Source organism: Paenibacillus sp. NRS-1760 (genome assembly GCF_050467785.1).
Lineage (GTDB): Bacteria > Bacillota > Bacilli > Paenibacillales > Paenibacillaceae > Pristimantibacillus.
Genome location: NZ_JBITPK010000007.1, coordinates 200,274 through 219,701 on the forward strand (window position 1 = coordinate 200,274; position 19,428 = coordinate 219,701).

Consider the following 19,428-nt stretch of genomic DNA (forward strand, 5'->3'; position numbering starts at 1 on the left):
CCTTTCACAACTGAACATCCTCTCGTTCTCTCTTATCTTCACTGCTGCTCTCTATTACACGCAAAAAGGCCTCTACGACCTTAGGATCAAAATGAACTCCGCTCTGAAGCTTAATTTCAGCAATAGCTTCCTCTTGTGTCCATGCCCGTTTGTACGGTCGCTCATGCGTCAGGGCATCATAGAAGTCAGCGATCGCTACGATTCTACCGGCAAGTGGAATATCTTCTCCGCTAAGTCCATTCGGATAACCTGTCCCATTCCATTTCTCATGATGAGATAGCGCGATGCTTTTGGCTAATTGCAGAACCGGGAACTGGCTTCCCTCCAAAATGCTGGCGCCAATTTCCGTATGCAGCTTCATCTTTTCGAATTCCTCTGGCAAGAACCTTCCCGGCTTCAACAGGATGCTGTCTGAGATTCCGATTTTTCCGATATCATGCAAAGGTGCTGCCCGTCTAATAAGAGCTGCTTCCTCTGCCGACAACCCTAAATCAGTTGCAAGCCTTCCAGCCATATCACCCACTCGCTGCGTATGCTGCCCCGTCTCATCATCACGATATTCCGCTGTACGCCCCAGTACGTTCAAAATTTCATTTTTGGCCTGTTCAATCTCTTTGGTGCGTTCACGAACCCGCTGCTCCAAATTGTAGTTTTGCTCTTGAAGCTTCAGATGGTAATATCTTGTCTTCAAAAAGTTTTGAATGCGCAGGACAACTTCCATCCGATCAAAAGGTTTTGTAATAAAATCGTTGGCACCTTCATGCAGCACCCGCGTTCTGGCCTCGGGTGTCACATCCGCTGTTAGGACAAGAACCGGCAAATATTCCCCTTCTTGCTTCCATTTTCTTAAATGCTGCAGCGCCGATAATCCATCCATAACAGGCATATGTAAATCTAACAAAATAATATCGGGCTGATTGGCCCGGTATAGCGTCTCTAGCTGCGTTGCATCTGTGGTCGTGAACAAATTCGTATAACCCGCTCGTGTCAATATACGCTCTAGGAGACTGATATTATATTCCTGATCATCTACAATCAGAAACTTTGCGGATTTCATCCATAGCTCATCCATAATTTATCCTCATTTGTTCTTTGATTATTAGATAATCTTTCCATACTTGCTATCATTATAGATCATCATTCGACATTAATCGAGAGAGTTCTTCCTAAGCTTTTGATTTCGAAAATAGAATAAGGAAGGGAATTTCTCATATTTTGTCGAAATGTAATCATTGCCATAATGAACCGAGTAGGAGTTGGTTAGAAAATGAATCATGCTCATGGAACATACGATATCGTATTGGTCATCTTTTCATATCTTGTAGCGGTCGTTGCCTCTTATACGGTGCTTGATTTGGTCGGACGAATAAGTACTACGCATAATAGAAAACGTTGGTTATGGCTCCTATTTGGCGCTTGCGCTATGGGTATGGGCATTTGGTCGATGCATTTTGTTGGAATGCTCGCCTTTTCGCTGCCCGTTCCCATTGCATATCATATGCCAACCGTTGTTCTCTCGGTTATTGTAGCTATAGTAGCGTCTTTTTTGGCCCTTCATATCGTCGGTAGAAACCAGCTTTCACTGCCTCAATTGCTGAGCGGGGGAATATTGCTGGCAAGCGGTATAGTAACGATGCATTACATCGGCATGGAAGCAATGATGATTGAGATCACCTACGATCCTATTTATTTCTCGTTATCTATTATTATTGCTGTTGTGGCCTCAGTTGCGGCCTTGTGGCTTTCATTTTATTTTCGTAAAGGCAGTGAGAACAAGCGCGGACATATGTGGAAGAAGCTGGGTAGTGGATTGTTAATGGGAGCTGCAGTCGTTGGCATGCATTATATCGGCATGATGGCTGCGCATTTTGATATAGAGAATATTCATTTACACAGTTCGGAATCTGGGATGATTCTGAATCAACAATGGCTCGCTTATATCATTTCCGGAGGAACGCTATTTACATTAGGCATGTCGCTTATGGGTATCTATATTTCCAATAAGTTCTCTGTTAAAGACTCTGAAATACAGGATAAGTCGGATGAGATCCTAAAAATAAACCATGAATTGCGGCAGCTTAACGAACACTTGGAGCAGATGGTTAAGGAGCGGACAGCGCAGCTGGAGAAGGCCCATGACGAAGCGATTAAAGCCAATCGGATCAAGAGCCAATTTCTTGCCAATATGAGCCATGAGCTTCGGACACCGCTGAACGCCATCATTGGCTATAGTGAGATGCTGATCGAGGAGGCTGAGGAGCTTGGTGAGCAGACGTTTGTAGAGGATTTAGGCAAAATCGGAAAAAGCGGAAGGCATCTGCTCTCCCTCATTAATGATATTTTGGACATTTCAAAAATTGAAGAAGGAAAAATGGAAATCCATGAAGAGATATTTCAGGTTCATGATTTGATTCAAGATGTGATTACAACCATAAAACCGCTTATTGAAAGTAATGGCAACCAGCTGCAGACTCACTATGTACGAGGTGAAATGATGGCTGATGTTACAAAGCTGCGCCAAATCCTATTAAACTTGCTTAGCAATGCTAGTAAATTCACCCATAATGGAGCGATCCAATTTAACGTCTATGAAGAAGATAAGGAAGGAAAACCAGGCTTTAGCTTTCTTATCAAAGATTCTGGCATTGGCATGAGCCCTGAGCAGCTGGACAAATTATTTCAGCCGTTCACCCAAGCCGATGCTTCCACCACTCGCAAATACGGCGGTACTGGGCTTGGGCTTGCCATAAGCAGCCGATTCTGTTCCGTAATGGGCGGACATATTTCCGTTGAGAGCGAGCCCGGGGTGGGAAGCATCTTCATTTGCTGGATTCCGATCTCGCGAGCCTAGCATTCATGAAAGCTCAAATAATAGCTTGATGTAAAGTTCAAACAAAAAAAGCGCCGGTTCTCTTTACGAGACTTTTCCGGCGCTTAATTTTGAAAGCTTTCCTAGCCTTATCACATGTAACTATTAAGACAGATCGTCTATTCTTTATTTCTCATTACTTTCGAATGCTTTAAGAACAGCGTCTATTGCATAGCTGTTAGCAAGCGGTGACATGCCTAGGCTAAACCATTCTTTGCCGCCCATCACGTATACCTGATTGTTTTTAACTGCCTTCATGTTTTTCCATAATGCGCTGTTCAACATATCTTTGTACGATTGTTGGATGACTTCATTATTCTCGTCGTCCAGCTGTACGATAAGATGGTCAGGATTATATTCCGGCAATTTCTCAAGCGATATAGAGAGAGATTGCTCCGTCTGAGGAAAGTTCGCAATCGGCTTAAGCCCAAGCGTCTTGTGAATAAAGCTTCCGCGATCAATATTTTCGCCGTACAAGACAACTGCCTTTGGCATAATCATCATGTACATAACGGTTTCATCGCCAACGAGAGTATCAAGCTTTGCTTTGGCTGCCGCTTCCTGATCAACCAAGTCTTGAATGACTTTATCCGCGACATCCTCCTTGTTCAGTACTTTTCCAATATCCTTCAGTTCATCACGCCAGTCATCACGCTGCGGCAGCAACACCGTCGGCGCAATCTTGGTTAGCTGATCATAGTCTTTATCCGACCACCATGCAGGTGCAATAATAAGATCAGGCTCGGCTGCTAATATCATCTCAAAATCTGGGGTTTCAGCAATACCCATTTTTTGCACATCTTTGAAGGCTTCTTGCAGGTATGAAGGGAAATCGGCATGATAATTTTGCACCGCGATCGGAGTAACCCCTAATGCTTGTAGAAATTCCGGATAAACAACAGAAAGCCCAATGACCTTGCTCGGATTGGACGGAATCGTAATTTCACCCTTCTCACTTGCTACGACACGAACATTATCCGATGGTGCTTCTGTTACTGAATTTTTCACCGTTCCTTTTGTTGACTCATTATTCCCTGAACAAGCGACCATAAGTACCATCAATATCACAGCCAAAACGATGAACGAACCTATTTTTGAATATTTCATTTTTTCTATACTCCCCCTGAGCGCTCAATGTTCATTGATTATCATTTGAAAATGAGAATCACTATCACTCCTAGCAGTATAAAGGAAATACGTCTATACTCCTATCGACGATCTCGCCAACATTTTATGCACGATTACGCCAAAGCTTTAACACTTCGTCCAGGATTAGCTCTTGCGTGAACGCCGTGTACTCTGTCCAAGGGTAGGGTGGAAGATAATCGATGCGATTGTTTCTAATCGGCCGCATCTTCACCCAAAACGCTGATTGCTTGAGGTCCTGCCAGGCTGCCTGCGACTGAGCATCTTCATCCACGATAAGCAGCAATCTGTCCGCATCTGTCTGCGCAAGCTCCTCTTGTGTCAATTGTTGATTATTAAGATCCCTATTTACCTCCGTTGCAGGCATAATATGAAGATCATCATAAAACACCTCGCCAAGACTCCGATTTGCCAGTACGCTAATATTTTTTTTGGATATTCTCACAATAAGCAGACGCTCATTATACAATATGTTTTTGGTTTGCTCCCGAACTGCTGCCGCCTTTCTTTCATACCGATCCAGCCATACCTCTGCTTCTGCAGTTTTACCTAGCTTTTCTGCGATCAATCGTATATGCATGCGCCAATCGTGTTCCCACGGCAAGAAATAAGTTGATGTTATTCCATTAAGCGTCTTCTGCATATCCAAGCTCGTGAAACCTTCTAGCCCAACGATAAAGTCAGGGTTCATGCTTCTGATCTGTTCTATTTTCACATCATCGTCTTTAGCAAGGGACAACACCGAACTCGTATCATATTTCCTTCGGTAATATTCGACCCATGGATGATCCTCGGGAGCCGCATGAGGAGTAATATTAAGCGCGAGAAGATTACCGATCATATTGGCGTGGAACGCCACGATCTTTTGCCTCGCATTTCTCATAAACGCCGCCGGAGGAGTACCTGTTATTTGCTTGAATTTGCGGCGGAAATAAACCTCATCCTGATAGCCTACATAACTGGATATATCCTTGAGCTGATAATCATGGTGAGGTCTCATCAACTCTTGAGCTTGTCCAATTCGATATCTAGACAAATATTCGATAGCGCTGCAGCCATATCTTTGCTTAAACAGTCTAATAAAATGCCGAGAGCTGACTCCAGCTTCCTTCGCTAACTGCTCGATGGTAAGGTCCTCCCGATAATGCTGCTCGATGTACGTTTTAGCACGTTCCAAATCCGCTTCAGAATCGTTGTCCAGTAAGCGCTGACCATCTCGCAACAGACTATATACCAGTTCATAAAACTCGATTTGCCCGCGCAGCCGCTGCATATCATTTCCGCTTCGTATAGACTTAGACATCGCTTCACATAGTGCACTTATTACGATCATCGAGGATACAACGACTTCTCCAGTGATCGGAAACCTCATATTTCGGCCAAGTGGATCGTTATGTTCTTGTTTTGCGGGCAATTGAGGCTGCTCAAATACATCGAAGCGCACAATGTATAGCCCTCTCTCTCCTAAATCCTTCATAGATGCCTCAACCAGCTGGCCAGGCGTGCATACATAGGCACTCCCTGCCCGAAGCTCGTAATACCGGCCATCTACAGTAATCCATCCCTTGCCTGATGCTGTGATGACCAGCATATGCGACTCAATGAATTGCATTCGGAGAGACCAATTGCCAGTGAGACTATTGTTTTTTTCGACTGCTCTAAGCTTGAACCACATGCCCTCTAGCTGCTTATAATCACTCTTTTGCTGGTCATCGTACACCGCTCATCACCTGCATCTCGTATTTATCTGCTCTCTATAGTATTGCGAAATAAATAAAGAACGCAACCCTTCTGGAAACACCAGATGCTGCGTTCATTTAATCTTACAGATATTAAAAGCTGAACAATAGCTCAACCCTTCTAACTTTCCTTCGCTGCTTCTACTTATCCTGTGTCAAAAATTGAACAGCTTCCTTTATTTGAACTTCAATATCATGAGGCGTGTAGCCTAACCAAGTGTCCATGCTAATATCGTAAATATGATGATCTTTAACGGCCGTGAGGTTTTTCCACAACGAGCTTTGCTTTATCTCGTCCAAACGCTTAGTTGTATCCTCTCCCTCAAGCAAGGTCAGAAACACATAGTCAGCGTCGTAATCCGGAAGCACCTCCAAGGAGATCGGAACTGCCCACAAATTCGGATCCTTCGCTATTTCCTTCTGAACGAGAGCAGGCGGAGTGAGTCCAAGCGCTTTATAAAGCGTAAAGCCCATATTGCGAACGCCATAGACATAAAATTGTTTCGGGTCCACTCTATAAATAGCAAAAGTTTTGCCCTCGCCAATTTTACCGATAATTTGATCTTTTGCTGTTTTCATTTTCTCATCGAAATCCGTTTTCCATGCTGCTGCTTCCTGCTTGCGATTCAGAATATCTCCTATAACCTCAACGTGGCCGAACACATCATGATCCATCCAAGGAACGACAACCGTTGGAGCTATTTTTGTAAGCTTGTCATAAACTTCCTTCTCAATGTCACCAGCAATAATCAAGTCAGGCTGCAATGACACGATTTTCTCATAGTTTATTTGATCTGCACTTCCAACGTCTTCAATACCTTTAAAGTCCGCATCCGTTGTTTCAAGCAAATGGCTTGAAGCTCCGATTGGTTTAAGTCCTACCTTAAGCATATGGCTGGCATATTGGAGTGTAACGACTTTTTCCGGATTGACCGGGATCTTCGTTTCTCCAAAGAAATGTTTATAAACCCGCGTTTCGGTCGTACTTTCATTAGATGCTTTCTCATTCTGTGAAGCCGCGCCATTCTGCTCAAGGTTTGACGTTGCTTGTGGATTCGTTTCTGCCTTCCCGCATGCCGCTAATGCTAATACAAATAAAAGTATACTCATACATATGAATACGTTTTTCTTCAAGATGATATCCCCCAGTAATGTGTAGCTATATTTTTGGGCGCAGCTAAGCTTACTTTTCCCCAGTAATACTGGGCTAAAAGTTCTCACCCACCTCTTTTATTGATAAAGATTATCATTATTAATTAGAGGCGTCAATGAAATATATTGGGTATATTTTCTCGTTGTTTTATAACCCTATTAACATTTGGGACTCCCTTCCTTTTATGTATACACATAGTCGTCTGTACGATATATTGTGGAGAATATTAAATGTCCCGATTGACTACTATCAAGTGTTATATAGATTAGAAAGCACCATTCGCGAAGGGAGGAGATTTCATCGAAGACCAGACCATTGAGCAATTCATCGTACGGGTGCAAAAAGGCGATTCGAGTTACTATGTCGAGGTCGTTCAAAAGTATCAGCAGGCCATCTACCGCTACTGCTTGCGGTTACTTGGAAATCAGCAGGATGCCGAAGATGCCGCCCAAGATATTTTTATAAAAGCGTTCGAGTCTATTATGCAATACAAGAACACGGTCAGCTTCTCTTCATGGTTGTACAAAATTGCCTACCGTCATTGTTTAAACCTATTGCGTAAGCGTAAATACCAGCTTCGTCTGCTGCTTCGATTGTTTACTCCGGAAGTGAAAGCAGAGAGTCCAGAACAAACGATAGACAACCGATTATTCAGCTCGCAATTAATGTATGCACTGACTGCGTTATCTCCAGAGGATCGATCTATGCTCATTCTTCGCATTTTTGAAGAACGAACTTTCGAGGAGCTGGGTGAGATTATGGGATGCAAACCGGAGGCTGCCAAAAAAAGAGTAAGCAGAATGAAAGAAAAGGTTAGAAAAAAAATGGCGGAATGGCAGGAGGAGCTAAAATGGGACGAGAACAATCAAACGATCCATATAAAGACTTAAGGCAGCACGCCATACCTAATCATCAGATCAATACTATTAATTTATCAGATGCTGTAATGAACCATATTTCTGCTTCGCAATCAGGCATAAAGGTCCGAAGCTACAATCCAGCAAAGCGATTTCCGATCTACGCCACGATTCTATTCATTGTGCTTCTAACATCAGCATCCGTATATGCTGCAAGTGAGTTGATTCAAATTCGTGATCGTGCAGGAGATGTCAAAATTAAATCCATTGTGCTGGAGTCAGAATCGAAAATCGTACCATATACGCATCAAAATGATTCTCCGCTTCCAACTTATAGAGATCGCGTACTAGAATTAGTTAAGCCAGGACAAATGCTGGCCTACTTCGTTAGAAATGATCGTTCGTCTCTAGCTATACAATACCTCCACAACACAAATACGGATACTTCTTACAACGATTTTAAGGAGCTTCTCGATCGCGCTTCCGCACCAGTCATTAAGGAGCCAGTAAACTTGCCAGATGGGTTCACATTCAAATACGGCAGCGTTATGCCGCTCACTCCGAATGAACATGACGCTTCCCTGGCTGAAGAATACGCTAGATTGCTTGCGTTGTTCAAACAAAGGGCTGCGGCTGAGCCGGATCGGAATTTATTCATCGAAGAGGTAAACTGGAGAAAAGCAAATATATCGGAGCTCGAATACACAAAAAACGACATGAGCATTCGAATCCAAGCCATGAAAAACATGATTGGCATGGAGGTTGCTCTCTCCGCGGAATATACACAAGAAACAGTCGCTATAAACGGCATAGAAACTATTTTTGCAAGCGCCAATATACACGGCTTTCAAAGCTATCAAGCGATATGGTATGACGAAGCGAAAAAAACACATTATCAGGTGACAGCGTCAGGCAATGTAGATCTGACAGAAGAGCAATTTAAGCTCGTCGTAAAAGGCTTGATCTAGGGCTAGAGACAGGGTCAAATAAAACAAGTTTAATAGCCGTTCCCTTTCCAGTATTCACTGGATGGGGAGCGGCTTTTTTTTCTATTCATTCCACTGAATAATATGTTTAGATCTTGTATAGAAGCATAGTGTAAAATAACCATTGTTGTATGTATTTTGCCATTTAAACTGTTCTTTTTGAGCTAAGTTCTATTAAATACTTCATTTTTTGGCGCTATGCACAAATTGGTAGTATATGCGAGTTGCATCCGGAGCATTTTGCATACTGTTGAAATGGCTGTTTAGTCCCATTCCACATGTTGGAACATGTCGGATAAAATAGAATCAAGTTGAGAATAAAGGAGAAAACGTGCTTGAATCAGAAAATTACACGCAGCAATAACCGTCAAAAAGGCAGCTTTGTATCTTTGAAAAAAACGACTCTCATCATCTACTTGGCAATCGTCATTATTCTCATTGGAGTCTGCGGCGTTCTGTACGGCAAATATTTGAGTGTGCTTGATTTCAACCTGCAATCCGCTGTTGCTAATAAGCTAGAGCAATCAAATGAGCAAGCGCTCAATAATGAAACTGCTAACTCGAATTCAAGCAAAAATGAAAATGGCGGGCTTGAAACGATTACAGACGAGCTTATCCCCGCAGGATCTGTAGACGATGAAGAAAAACAAGAACCAACTGAAGAAAAACAGGATACCAATACGGGTTCCAAACCTGTTGAAACTAATAATCCAAATCCACCGGTCAAAGAGACCGTAAAAACACCTGACACTGCTAAGCCCGCTGTGACAGAAAAACCAGACAAGGTAGAAAAACCTGTACAAGAGCCGAAGGAGAGCGACAAGCCCACAGGCTCTTCCAATGAGACGATAAAGCTTCCAACTACCTATATCGTTCAAAAAGGCGACACCTTAAGCTCAATATCCGAGAAATTTTATCAATCGAAAGACCACTACGCACTGCTTGCAGAGCATAACCATATTTTGTTTATTAATGATATGAAAGCTGGAGATAAGCTAACTATTCCGGCATTATCCTCTGGCACTGGATCAACAGGCGGCAGCTCGCAAGGGTCAAAGGATTATTCCAAAATCACCCTGCCAGCAACCTATTTGGTACAGGCTGGCGATACCCTCTCCAGCATATCCAAAATGTTTTATAAATCCGCGGAATATGTAAGTTACATTGCGCAGGAAAACAAAATTGACAAAAACGCCGGATTGAAAGCTGGCAGCAATCTCATCATTCCTTCTCTTAAAAATTATAAGAAAGAGGAAGATGATAACTCATGGGGCGTAACTCCAGGTTTTGAGACAGTAGATCATACCGTTAAAAACGGTGAGACACTTTACAGCATTTCCAAAACCTATTATGGCTCTAACAAATACGCGATGTTCATTGCCGACTTCAATCAAATCGTAGATATTGATAATGTAAAAGCCGGCACGGTATTGAAAATCCCTAAATGATTAGCTAAAAGAAAAACGACGCCCTCTTTCGCGAGAGGCGTCGTTTTTTTTGTCTATTTCTTCCTTCCATATTGCTTGGCATAAGATGTAATGCGTCGATACATGCTTTTGTCCTTTAAATGCTTCAGCGGATAAAACTGCGGTCTCGTATTTACCTCAAGAATCCAAGCATTTCCGGTTTTGTCCAAGGCGACGTCGAGGCCCAGCTCGCGAAATCTACTTCCATGTCTATCAAATATACGTCCAACTGATCTGCCAAGCCTCTTCAGTTCTGCTTCCTTTCTTTCTACTCTAGCATAACTGAACCCTGCTTTAGAAAGTGTATTCTTGAAATATCCGATCTGACCGCCTTGGTGATAGTTTGTTGTAACTTTCCCCCGCTTGCCTATTTTCGTGAAGAGCGCACTGCTCTTCCATATGCCGTTGTTTGTCTTTTGTACCATGACCCGTATGTCGAAAGAGTTGCCATTCACAGTGGCAAGATGAATGCCTTTTTGCAGTAAATAAGAACGTTTCCTCGCATGCTTTTTCAATTTTCCATAAAGGTTGTCGAGCGTGGAGCAGTGATTTTTTTCGGAGTTGTGTTGCATCTGATAACCATTTCCCTGCTTCTTTATCCGTATAATATTAAAGCCGCCTGAACCAGCGGTCGGCTTGAAATAGACAGTTGGATATTGAGAAAGGATCATACTAAGATTCCTTCGGTTAAAGCGCAGCGTCTTAGGAACGTACGCTCTTACATCTGCATTCTTAAGCAGCCATTTCGTTTTTGTCCACTTACTCTTAATAGTGGTACTCTTGTAGTTCATAATGTACATTCCCTCCTTATCCTTAACATATGAGGAGGTATGATTGTCTGATCGTGCTCTTGTCTAGTCGGTGATAGATATCTCTGCAGCTCACTTTAATGGAAGCATGATTCCATAATTTAATATGATCGTTCTCCTTCATCGCAGTACGAAGAAAAGCGAAGAAAATCTATCCGTTCTAACTTGGTCAAACACTGTAAAAAATGCCATACAGGTGTTTAAAGGATGAGGCTTGTATGGCATATCATGCGGCAGATACTCATAATCCTATAGTAAACAACTAAGAATCAGCGCACATCCATCAGGCTTTTCAGCAAAAAAGTTAGGAAACCCCATTAAGGAGGTTAATTCTGATGAAGGCACTTAACGTAATTAGTCTTATTCTGATCATCCTAGGCGGCTTAAATTGGTTATCCGTGGGCTTATTCAATTATGACGTCGTCAGTGAGGTTTTTGGGGGAACAGAAGAGGTTGGATCACGAATTGTATATATCGTCGTCGGTGTCGCTGCGCTTTACGCTCTATCCCTTTTTGGAAAGGTAACAAGCGAGGACTAACGAATAACGGCAGTAACGACAGGTCACGCCTGGCTAAGCCAGACGTGGCCTGTCGTTGTTTACTATAATCTTGTGACGATGTATGAGAAACTTGCAATCCTTTTTTTAAAAATTCATTCTGCAAGCAAGAGCATCATCATTCTTATCTCACTCGAAACGTTCTCGGCCCGTACCTGCGGACAAGCACTGGCGCAGCAGCTAAGTAAATCAGCGTCAAAGCAGCTATACTCACCGTAAATGGCACTATCGGAATTCGCAAAAAGATACATGCCCCGCTAGCTGCTGATATCCCCATATTCACTATATAATATAGCGGGTTTTTCACATTCAGCTCTGTAGAATACGGTTGAAAAATATAATACATAAACAAATGATGTATGGTGAAAAACACGGCCAACGAAATAACACAGATCCAAAGCATAAGCAGTTCGCTATTTAGCCACTCCCCGCCCGCTGCTGCGATAATCGCTGTTAGTGACACCCCAAAAGCAGCGGCAATACTCAGGTTCAAACCCATCATTTTTTTTAGCCGAATGAGGAAATGACCAAATGCCGAGCCGCGATAGAAGCTATAACGCATTAGGCTAAGATCACAGTTGTAGAACATGGCCTTGCAAATGTTTTCTCCAACGGACATGTAATACATAATTAGAACTAAGAATGGAAATACCGTTCCCGCATTCCATTTTAGACTCTGCAGCTGCTCTTGGAATAGGAAGGTAAGCAGAACACCCACCACACCAAAAGTACCAACGATAACTAATCGTTTGTTAACCGGGCTGCTGATCAGGCTGCGATGCCGGAGAAAAAATATAGCGTTCAAATACGCATAACCTTTTTTGCCGTCTAACTGGCCTTGCTCGTTTACATCTATAATATAATCGCTATCCTTTGATTTGACGCTCTTCTTCTGTGACTCTGTAACCATACGACCTAGATCGAGCAGAGGGTCATCCCTTTTAGTTGCCGCATCAACTACTCCACTGTAACCGGTATAACGGGCCAGTTGAAAGACAGCAAACAAGCCTACAGCTATAATGACAATACAAACCGGCAGACTCAGAAGAAACGTACCCGTAAACGGAACCTTGCCGAGCAGCAATGGCAAATACGCGCCGGCATAACCAATTAATATGATCATCCATACGAGAGCTGTTTGTTTAATCAGTACAATGCCCGTTTTCTCAAAAAGCTTGAGATGTGCATACTCCGCAAGAACTCGCCACATTGTGACCATAATGGTTAGCAAAATCGCTTGCAAAATGGAGACTCCCGCGAGTGATCCGAACAAAAGCATGGCTGGCAGTAGATATAGCAAAAAGGTTGTATAACGATAGGCAAGTGACGCCTGCATGTATCTTTTTCCAGACAACCTCATCAGCTTCACCGCTACGTACTTCTCTCGCTTTGGTTCGAGCACAGTCGCGCTGCTGATCGCTGCCACAACAAAACTGATGATTGCAAAAATATGTACAAACTGCTGGTGCTTTTCTTCCTCTGACAATCCCACAACGAATTCCGCTATAGGCAAGTAAATAAGTATCCCCAAATACGCGAATCGAAGCATGAATCCCCACAGCTGGGTAATGATGAGCGCTATAATAGAAACGGCCTTCTTGAGCCCCAAATTGGCATAGAAGCTATTGTGGACCAGCTTGCCGAGCAGCGGCAGCTTCTGAATATAATAAATGAGCATGTTTGCCGTAATGGAGGTTCGAATGGCGAGCAGCGTGTTAAGCGTTCTCAGCATGGGCTTCATCCTTCAGCAGGTTAATGACGGATTGCTCAAATTCCGCGCTATGCAGCAGCTCTGACGGCACGGCAGACAACTTCCCTTTGTTCAATACAACCAGCTCATCGCATAGATCTGAAGCTAATTGCAAAATATGCGTAGAGAATATCAGAATGTGATCACTCTTCATCTCCCTCAGCATGTTCTTCATCTCCAGAGCAACAATAACATCGAAGGAGGTAAGCGGCTCATCGAGCAGTATAATTGGCGGTTTCGTTATGAGAAATAGCAGCATTTGCAGCTTGTTCTTCATGCCGTGTGAGTAGCCTTTGATCAGCAGATGGCGATCCTCCATTGTCATGCTCATCATGTCAAAATAATAATCAATGCTCTTATCCATTTGCAGCTTGCCTTTGTTAATATCCATAAAAAACTTCACGAACTCATAGCCCGTAAGAAACTCGGGAAGAATCGGCAGCGAGTACACATATCCGACATCCTGCTCGCTTAGCTTCCTCGTGTGGCCATCCACTTCCAACAGCACTTGCCCGCCATCCATGTCCTTCTCTCCGCTCAGACAGTCGAATAGCGTCGTCTTGCCTGCACCGTTTCGGCCAAGCAGGCCATATATTTTTCCTTTCTCAAAAGTAAATCCGGCTCCTTGGAGCACTTGTTTATCCTCAAATCGCTTGACGATATCTTCAATAATCAGATGCAATTACAGCTCCTCCATTCATCCCACATTTTTCATCTCCTATTTTGTACGGTAATGGGAACGAAAGGTCTCGAATTGTAAGGCTGCTGAAGGAAAATGATATGTAAATACATAGAATTACTTGCAGGGAGTAAGCACAAAAAGAGCAGCCAGCCTCCCTTCGACGGGAGAGCCGACTGCTCCTCATTATAAAATTCTGCTGATAATGATTGGTACCTGAACACCGCTAGGCAGCCCTTCCGCAAACCTATTGGCTCAGATGCATACATTATCGTCCATTCGCTACTTGCTGATTTTTTCCTTCAGTTCGCCAAGCTTCTCCTGTGCAGTACCTTTCAGCTTATCCAACTTGCCTTCAGCCTGCAGCTTCTTGTTATCTGTCGCTTTGCCGTAGCTATCCTTCATTTCGCCTTTGCTTTGGTTCGCAATACCCTTCACTTTATCTTTCAGTCCGTTTGTATTCATCTTCATCATCTCCTCGATAATTGTATGCTTCTTCTTACCTCCAAGGTGTGATTTTGAAACAGGGCTATATTGGAAGTCTGTAGTTTTACGGATGAATTACCCTTTATTTAGTCTATTAAATATTCAAAATAAAACTCGTTTACAATGTCATTTTTGATATCGATATAGAGATTAGTGGTGTGCGTGAACCGATAGTCGAGTGTAAATAAGCGCAGAAGTGCACCTGTTTTTAACAAACGAGATGAAAATGATTCGAATAGGTGTATAAATGCATCTAGTTGAACAAAATTGAAAAGTATTTAGTTAAATAAGTGCATTTATGCTCTTAGATTCAGCTACTGCTGACTGATGTGCACATTTTGCCAACCTGCTTTGCAGGGTTAAATTCATTAGACATTGACTTGGCAAGTTTTTTCATAAAGCGTAGTTGCTTATTCTCAATTGAAAACCTCTAAATATATAGCCCCCGTTTATCTAAACAATAATATTACACACGATAATCGTAGGAATGCATATTCAGCAAGCTGTATAACTGATTTATGCTAGTACTATAAGTTTGTTTGCAATATCGTTTGATCGTGCAACATTATCCGCCTATTTTGTAAACCAATATTAAATAAATATTGGTTTTATTGCATTGCCGTCTAGAATCACGATGACTTCACACATTTAAGGAGGTGATTAAGAGAGAATGTAATGATGTGCAAAATTGAAAGCGCATTAATTCGAAGTTAAAACATCTGACTAGGAGGTTTTTTATGTTATCAATGAACGAATTGGTAAAAAGAAATCCATTCGTCATCATGTCTTTGGCATTTGTTTTATTGCTGTCGCAGCTCACGCTGTACCCCTCCGTATCTTCAGCCGCTGGAGGCCCAAATCTTGCTCTGGGCAAAGTTGTATCAGCCAGCGGCTATGCCGATGTGTATGTAGCGAGCAACGTTAATGACAACAACCAGGGTACCTATTGGGAGAGTGTAAACAATGCATTCCCACAATGGCTCCAAATCGATCTTGGTGCGAATACGAGCATCGATCAAGTTAAACTAAAGCTGCCTGCGGGCTGGGAAACACGTTCACAAACCTTAGCTGTACAAGGCAGCACAAACGGCACAACGTTCTCTAATATTGTTGGTTCTGCATCCTACACATTCAATCCAGCAGTGAGCAGCAACACCGTGACAATCAACTTTACAGCAACCAGCACCCGTTATGTTCGCTTAAACTTTACGGCTAACACGGGTTGGCAAGCCGGACAAATTTCTGAATTCGAAATTTACGGTTCCACAGTAACGCCAACACCTACTCCTACTCCTACTCCTATACCAACAGCTACTCCAACCCCTACACCTGTGCCTACACAAACGCCAACGCCAACGCCAACTCCTACACCTACGATTACGCCTACAATTACACCGACGCCTACAATTACACCAACGCCACCTGCTGGCGGCAACTTAGCTCTAGGTAAATTAATCACTTCCAGTTCTACCGTCCACACATTCGTAGCAACGAACGGCAACGACGGCAATACGGCTACATACTGGGAAGGCGGCAGCAATCCTAGCCAATTAACCGTCGATCTCGGTTCCAATCACAACATCACATCGGTTGTTGTGAAGCTAAACCCGTCTAGCGAATGGGGTACGCGAACCCAAACGATTCAAGTGTTAGGCAACACTCAGAACTCTTCCACATTCAGCAGCTTGGTTTCCGCGGCATCTTACACGTTTAACCCTGCTAACGGCAACTCGGTAACGATTCCGGTAACCGCTACGGCGAAACAGGTCCAATTGAACATAACGAACAACTCCGGCGCTCCTGCTGGCCAAGTAGCCGAATTTGAAATCTATGGCGCTCCAGCTCCAAATCCGGATCTTACGATTACAGGAATAACTTGGACGCCTACAGCTCCGGTAGAGACGAATGCGATTACCCTTAACGCATCCGTTAAAAATATCGGCACTGCAAACGCCCCTGCGACTACAGTCAATTTTTATCTCGGCAACGAGCTAGCAGGATCTGCTCCAGTAGCCGCATTGACGGCTGGCGCTTCAGCTACCGTATCGCTGAATGCCGGAGCAAAAAATGCTGGAACCTACGCCGTTAGCGCCAAGGTCGACGAGAGCAATGCGATTATTGAGCAGAACGAGACTAACAACAGCTATAGCAACCCGACTGCATTAACCGTAGCTGCCGTGTCTAGCTCCGATCTAATCGCAACCGCCTCTTGGAATCCAAGCAATCCAAGTGCAGGCAATACAGTAACCTTTACCGTAAATCTTAAAAACCAAGGGAACATTGCTTCCGCCGGTGGTGCTCATGCCATAACATTAGTTCTTAAAAATGCTGCTGGCGCAACCATTCAAACCTTAAATGGTTCCAATAATGGCTCATTAGCTGTAGACCAATCCGTCAATGTCAGCCTGGGGACTTGGACTGCTGTCAATGGCAGCTACACAGTAACTTCCTCTGTTGCAGCTGACACAAACGAAGTACTCATTAAGCAAGCTAACAACTCAAATACAACAAGCCTTTATTCCGGCCGCGGCGCTAATATGCCGTTTACCATTATTGAAGCAGAGTCCTCTTCCAATACAACGAACGGAACAAAATTAGCTCCGAACTTCAAGCCTGGCGATTATGCGGGTGAAGCTTCTGGACGGTCCGCCGTGCATCTTGATGCAACAGGCGAATATGTAGAGTTTACGCTGACTTCTTCGGCTAACGCTTTTGTCCTTCGCAACGCAGTTGCAGAAAATACGACTGGAACGATTAGTATTTATGCTAACGGTGTGAGTAAAGGCAAATTCACGGTAACCTCCAAGTTCTCTTACGTCTATGCAACACCAAGTACGCTTGGCCGCCTGGGTTACGACAATGCGCCTGGGGTAGGATTAACTGCTTACTGGCTGTATGAAGATTCCCAGTTGCTGCTTGACCAAGTGTATCCAGCAGGAACAAAGATCAAAATTCAAAAGGATGCTGGTGACGTATCAGCAATCTATGTTGACATGATTGAAACCGAAAATGTCGCTCCTCCAGCCGCTAACCCTGACACGACTAAATATATTTCGGTTTCCTCTTCCAAATCCATAGAGCAGGCGCTTAATGAATTTAGACAGGATTCCACGAAAAAGGGTATTTACATCCCTGCAGGCGAATGGGTGATCAACAGTAAAATATTCCTTTATGGACGTGCAACCGAAATCATTGGTGCTGGACCATGGCATACCAAATTGGTTGCGCCACAGAACCAATCCAATACAGATGTAGGTTTTAATATTGGCTCTACCGCTAACGGTTCAACGATTAAAGACCTGTCTGCATGGGGCAACTATATATACAGAACTGATGGTCCTGGTAAATTCATCGATGGCAACGGCATGCAGAATGTAACGGTTCAGAACGTCTGGGTTGAGCACTTCATCTGCTTGTATTGGGGCGTGAATTCCTCCAACAACACGTTCAAAGACAATCGTATCAAAAACACATTCGCAGATGGAATTAATATGACCAACGGCTCATCCTATAACGTGATTGACAACAACTATTCAAGAGGCGCCGGTGACGATGCCTTCGCCTTATTCAGCGCAGTTGATGCAGGCGGTTCCTACAATGTAGGCAACAAATACACAAATCTTACGGCAACCTGTGTAAGACGTGCAGCAGCTTTTGCCGTATACGGCGGCTCGGATAACCTATATCAAAACCTCTATGGTGCAGATACGTTGACTTATCCAGGCATCACCATCAGCAGCTTAAGCTTTGGGTACAACACATTAGGATTTGGCGATAAGGATACTGTAATTGATGGCGTAACATTAGACCGGACGGGTGGAGATTTCTGGACCAGCGTCGGCGCTGATGACAAAATCAATGAATATCAAAACTTTGGCGCTATCTGGTTCTTCGGTGGAGACAGAACCTTCAAAAACATTCTCGTAAAAAATGTGGACATTAATAATCCCGTGTACTTTGGTCTAATGTTCCAGACAAAATCGCCAGAGAACCTTGCTATGCAAAACGTTCGCGTAGAGAACGTTAACATCAACAACCCTTCCCGCTACGGCATCAAGCTCGTGGTTAGAGGAGAACAAGGCCAAGGGCCAGCTGTCGGGGGAGCAAGCTTTACGAATGTGAAAGTGAATAACCCAGGTGTCGCAGCCATTTATGGTGAAAGCGGCAGCCCGAACTTTACAGTGACAAGAGTATCCGGAAACAACTGGTAATCTAGCGTAATGAAGAAGAAAACAGCGTACTCGGGTAACTGAGTACGCTGTTTTTTTCTAGCTCCAAACAATTTATAGGTAATAGTATCAGTTTAAAATCCCAAGTTAAGGCGACGTAACATACGGTCTCTTTTCTATTTTTATTAATTCTTCTTGTGAAAATACACGCCTTTATTCCTTAATTGCTTTGTTGCAGCTTTTCCAGATGAACATCCAAGTTTTCAAAGGTTTGCGTTATACCTGGAATCATTCCCATATCAATCACCGTTTGCAAAGCTTCTGGCGATGCATATTTCGCGGTGTTAACTAGCTTCGTCTTGCCATCTTGCTCGATAAAATCGAGCGTAACCATCATTTGCGGCATATTTTCCGCAACATTGCCTTCTGCATCCGAGAAACAATCTCTATAGACGATCTGCTCCGGTGCTGTAATCTCCTGATAGAATGCTTTACCCCACGATTCCATACCGTAGAAATCGCCTTGGTTCTTATCTTCACACTTCATGCAATAATGCCAAGTTCCACCTGGACGAAAGTCGACGTTGCATACAGGTATAGTCCAGCCTTTTGGTCCCCACCAATGTTTTAAATGCTCTGCCTCCGAGAAAGCTTTAAATACAAGCTCGCGCGGTGCTTGAAACACACGCTCCAATATAAGTGTGCTGCCTTCTACTTTAGATACCAATTGATTAGTTAGGTTAGGGTTAGTCATAATAAACA

15 protein-coding genes are annotated in these 19,428 nt (G+C 43.4%); 6 read left to right on the forward strand and 9 right to left on the reverse strand.

Annotated features, from left to right (window positions below):
- Positions 1-4: 4 nt before the first annotated feature.
- Positions 5-1,072, reverse strand: coding sequence for an HD-GYP domain-containing protein (locus ACIFSR_RS04950; protein ID WP_430055408.1), 1,068 nt, complete (start codon positions 1,070-1,072; stop codon positions 5-7).
- A gap of 195 nt (positions 1,073-1,267) precedes the next feature.
- Here ACIFSR_RS04950 and ACIFSR_RS04955 point away from each other — a divergent pair, with 195 nt between their 5' ends.
- Positions 1,268-2,851: an MHYT domain-containing protein gene (locus ACIFSR_RS04955; protein ID WP_430055411.1), complete on the forward strand. Its 1,584-nt coding sequence runs from the start codon at positions 1,268-1,270 to the stop codon at positions 2,849-2,851.
- 144 nt (positions 2,852-2,995) lie between these two features.
- Here ACIFSR_RS04955 and ACIFSR_RS04960 read toward each other — a convergent pair whose 3' ends face one another.
- The 3 genes from ACIFSR_RS04960 to ACIFSR_RS04970 form a co-directional block, all read right to left on the reverse strand.
- Complete coding sequence (locus ACIFSR_RS04960) at positions 2,996-3,976, reverse strand: ABC transporter substrate-binding protein (protein WP_430055413.1); 981 nt, start codon at positions 3,974-3,976, stop codon at positions 2,996-2,998.
- Positions 3,977-4,100: 124 nt separating this feature from the next.
- Positions 4,101-5,735, reverse strand: a complete 1,635-nt coding sequence (locus tag ACIFSR_RS04965; protein ID WP_430055416.1) for a helix-turn-helix domain-containing protein — start codon at positions 5,733-5,735, stop codon at positions 4,101-4,103.
- 160 nt (positions 5,736-5,895) lie between these two features.
- Positions 5,896-6,888, reverse strand: a complete 993-nt coding sequence (locus tag ACIFSR_RS04970; protein WP_430055418.1) for an ABC transporter substrate-binding protein — start codon at positions 6,886-6,888, stop codon at positions 5,896-5,898.
- A 333-nt stretch (positions 6,889-7,221) separates the two neighbouring features.
- On the opposite strand from ACIFSR_RS04970, the gene ACIFSR_RS04975 reads away from it, so the two are divergent.
- The 3 genes from ACIFSR_RS04975 to ACIFSR_RS04985 all read left to right on the forward strand — a co-directional run bounded on the left by ACIFSR_RS04975 (position 7,222) and on the right by ACIFSR_RS04985 (position 10,198).
- A complete protein-coding gene (locus tag ACIFSR_RS04975) occupies positions 7,222-7,797 on the forward strand; it encodes an RNA polymerase sigma factor (protein ID WP_430056184.1) in 576 nt (191 codons plus the stop codon).
- Positions 7,758-8,732, forward strand: a complete 975-nt coding sequence (locus tag ACIFSR_RS04980; RefSeq protein WP_430055421.1) for a hypothetical protein — start codon at positions 7,758-7,760, stop codon at positions 8,730-8,732. Before ACIFSR_RS04975 ends, ACIFSR_RS04980 begins: the two co-directional genes overlap by 40 nt.
- 353 nt (positions 8,733-9,085) lie before the next feature.
- Positions 9,086-10,198: a LysM peptidoglycan-binding domain-containing protein gene (locus tag ACIFSR_RS04985; protein ID WP_430055423.1), complete on the forward strand. Its 1,113-nt coding sequence runs from the start codon at positions 9,086-9,088 to the stop codon at positions 10,196-10,198.
- 53 nt (positions 10,199-10,251) lie between these two features.
- On the opposite strand, the gene ACIFSR_RS04990 is transcribed toward ACIFSR_RS04985, so the two are convergent.
- Positions 10,252-11,007 (reverse strand): YheC/YheD family protein, encoded by a 756-nt coding sequence (locus ACIFSR_RS04990; RefSeq protein WP_430055426.1) that lies wholly within the window; start codon positions 11,005-11,007, stop codon positions 10,252-10,254.
- A gap of 353 nt (positions 11,008-11,360) precedes the next feature.
- On the opposite strand from ACIFSR_RS04990, the gene ACIFSR_RS04995 reads away from it, so the two are divergent.
- Complete coding sequence (locus ACIFSR_RS04995; protein WP_339206614.1) at positions 11,361-11,564, forward strand: DUF378 domain-containing protein; 204 nt, start codon at positions 11,361-11,363, stop codon at positions 11,562-11,564.
- Between the two features lie 142 nt (positions 11,565-11,706).
- Here ACIFSR_RS04995 and ACIFSR_RS05000 read toward each other — a convergent pair whose 3' ends face one another.
- From ACIFSR_RS05000 to ACIFSR_RS05010, 3 genes are all read right to left on the reverse strand, one after another.
- Entirely contained in the window at positions 11,707-13,314 is a 1,608-nt protein-coding gene (locus ACIFSR_RS05000; protein ID WP_430055429.1) for a hypothetical protein, read from the reverse strand.
- Positions 13,298-14,014 carry an ATP-binding cassette domain-containing protein gene (locus ACIFSR_RS05005; RefSeq protein WP_430055432.1) on the reverse strand — a complete coding sequence of 239 codons (717 nt, stop codon included), beginning with the start codon at positions 14,012-14,014 and terminating at the stop codon, positions 13,298-13,300. Before ACIFSR_RS05005 ends, ACIFSR_RS05000 begins: the two co-directional genes overlap by 17 nt.
- Before the next feature lie 279 nt (positions 14,015-14,293).
- A complete protein-coding gene (locus ACIFSR_RS05010; protein WP_339209488.1) occupies positions 14,294-14,482 on the reverse strand; it encodes a CsbD family protein in 189 nt (62 codons plus the stop codon).
- Positions 14,483-15,234: 752 nt separating this feature from the next.
- Between ACIFSR_RS05010 and ACIFSR_RS05015 the strand changes: the two genes are divergently transcribed.
- The gene (locus ACIFSR_RS05015; protein ID WP_430055435.1) at positions 15,235-18,708 is read left to right on the forward strand and encodes a discoidin domain-containing protein; all 3,474 of its coding nucleotides are present in this window, start codon (positions 15,235-15,237) and stop codon (positions 18,706-18,708) included.
- Between the two features lie 178 nt (positions 18,709-18,886).
- Here the strand turns inward: ACIFSR_RS05015 and ACIFSR_RS05020 are convergent, their stop codons facing one another.
- On the reverse strand, positions 18,887-19,420 hold the full coding sequence (locus ACIFSR_RS05020) for an SRPBCC domain-containing protein (protein ID WP_339206609.1): 534 nt from the start codon (positions 19,418-19,420) through the stop codon (positions 18,887-18,889).
- Positions 19,421-19,428 lie beyond the last annotated feature (8 nt).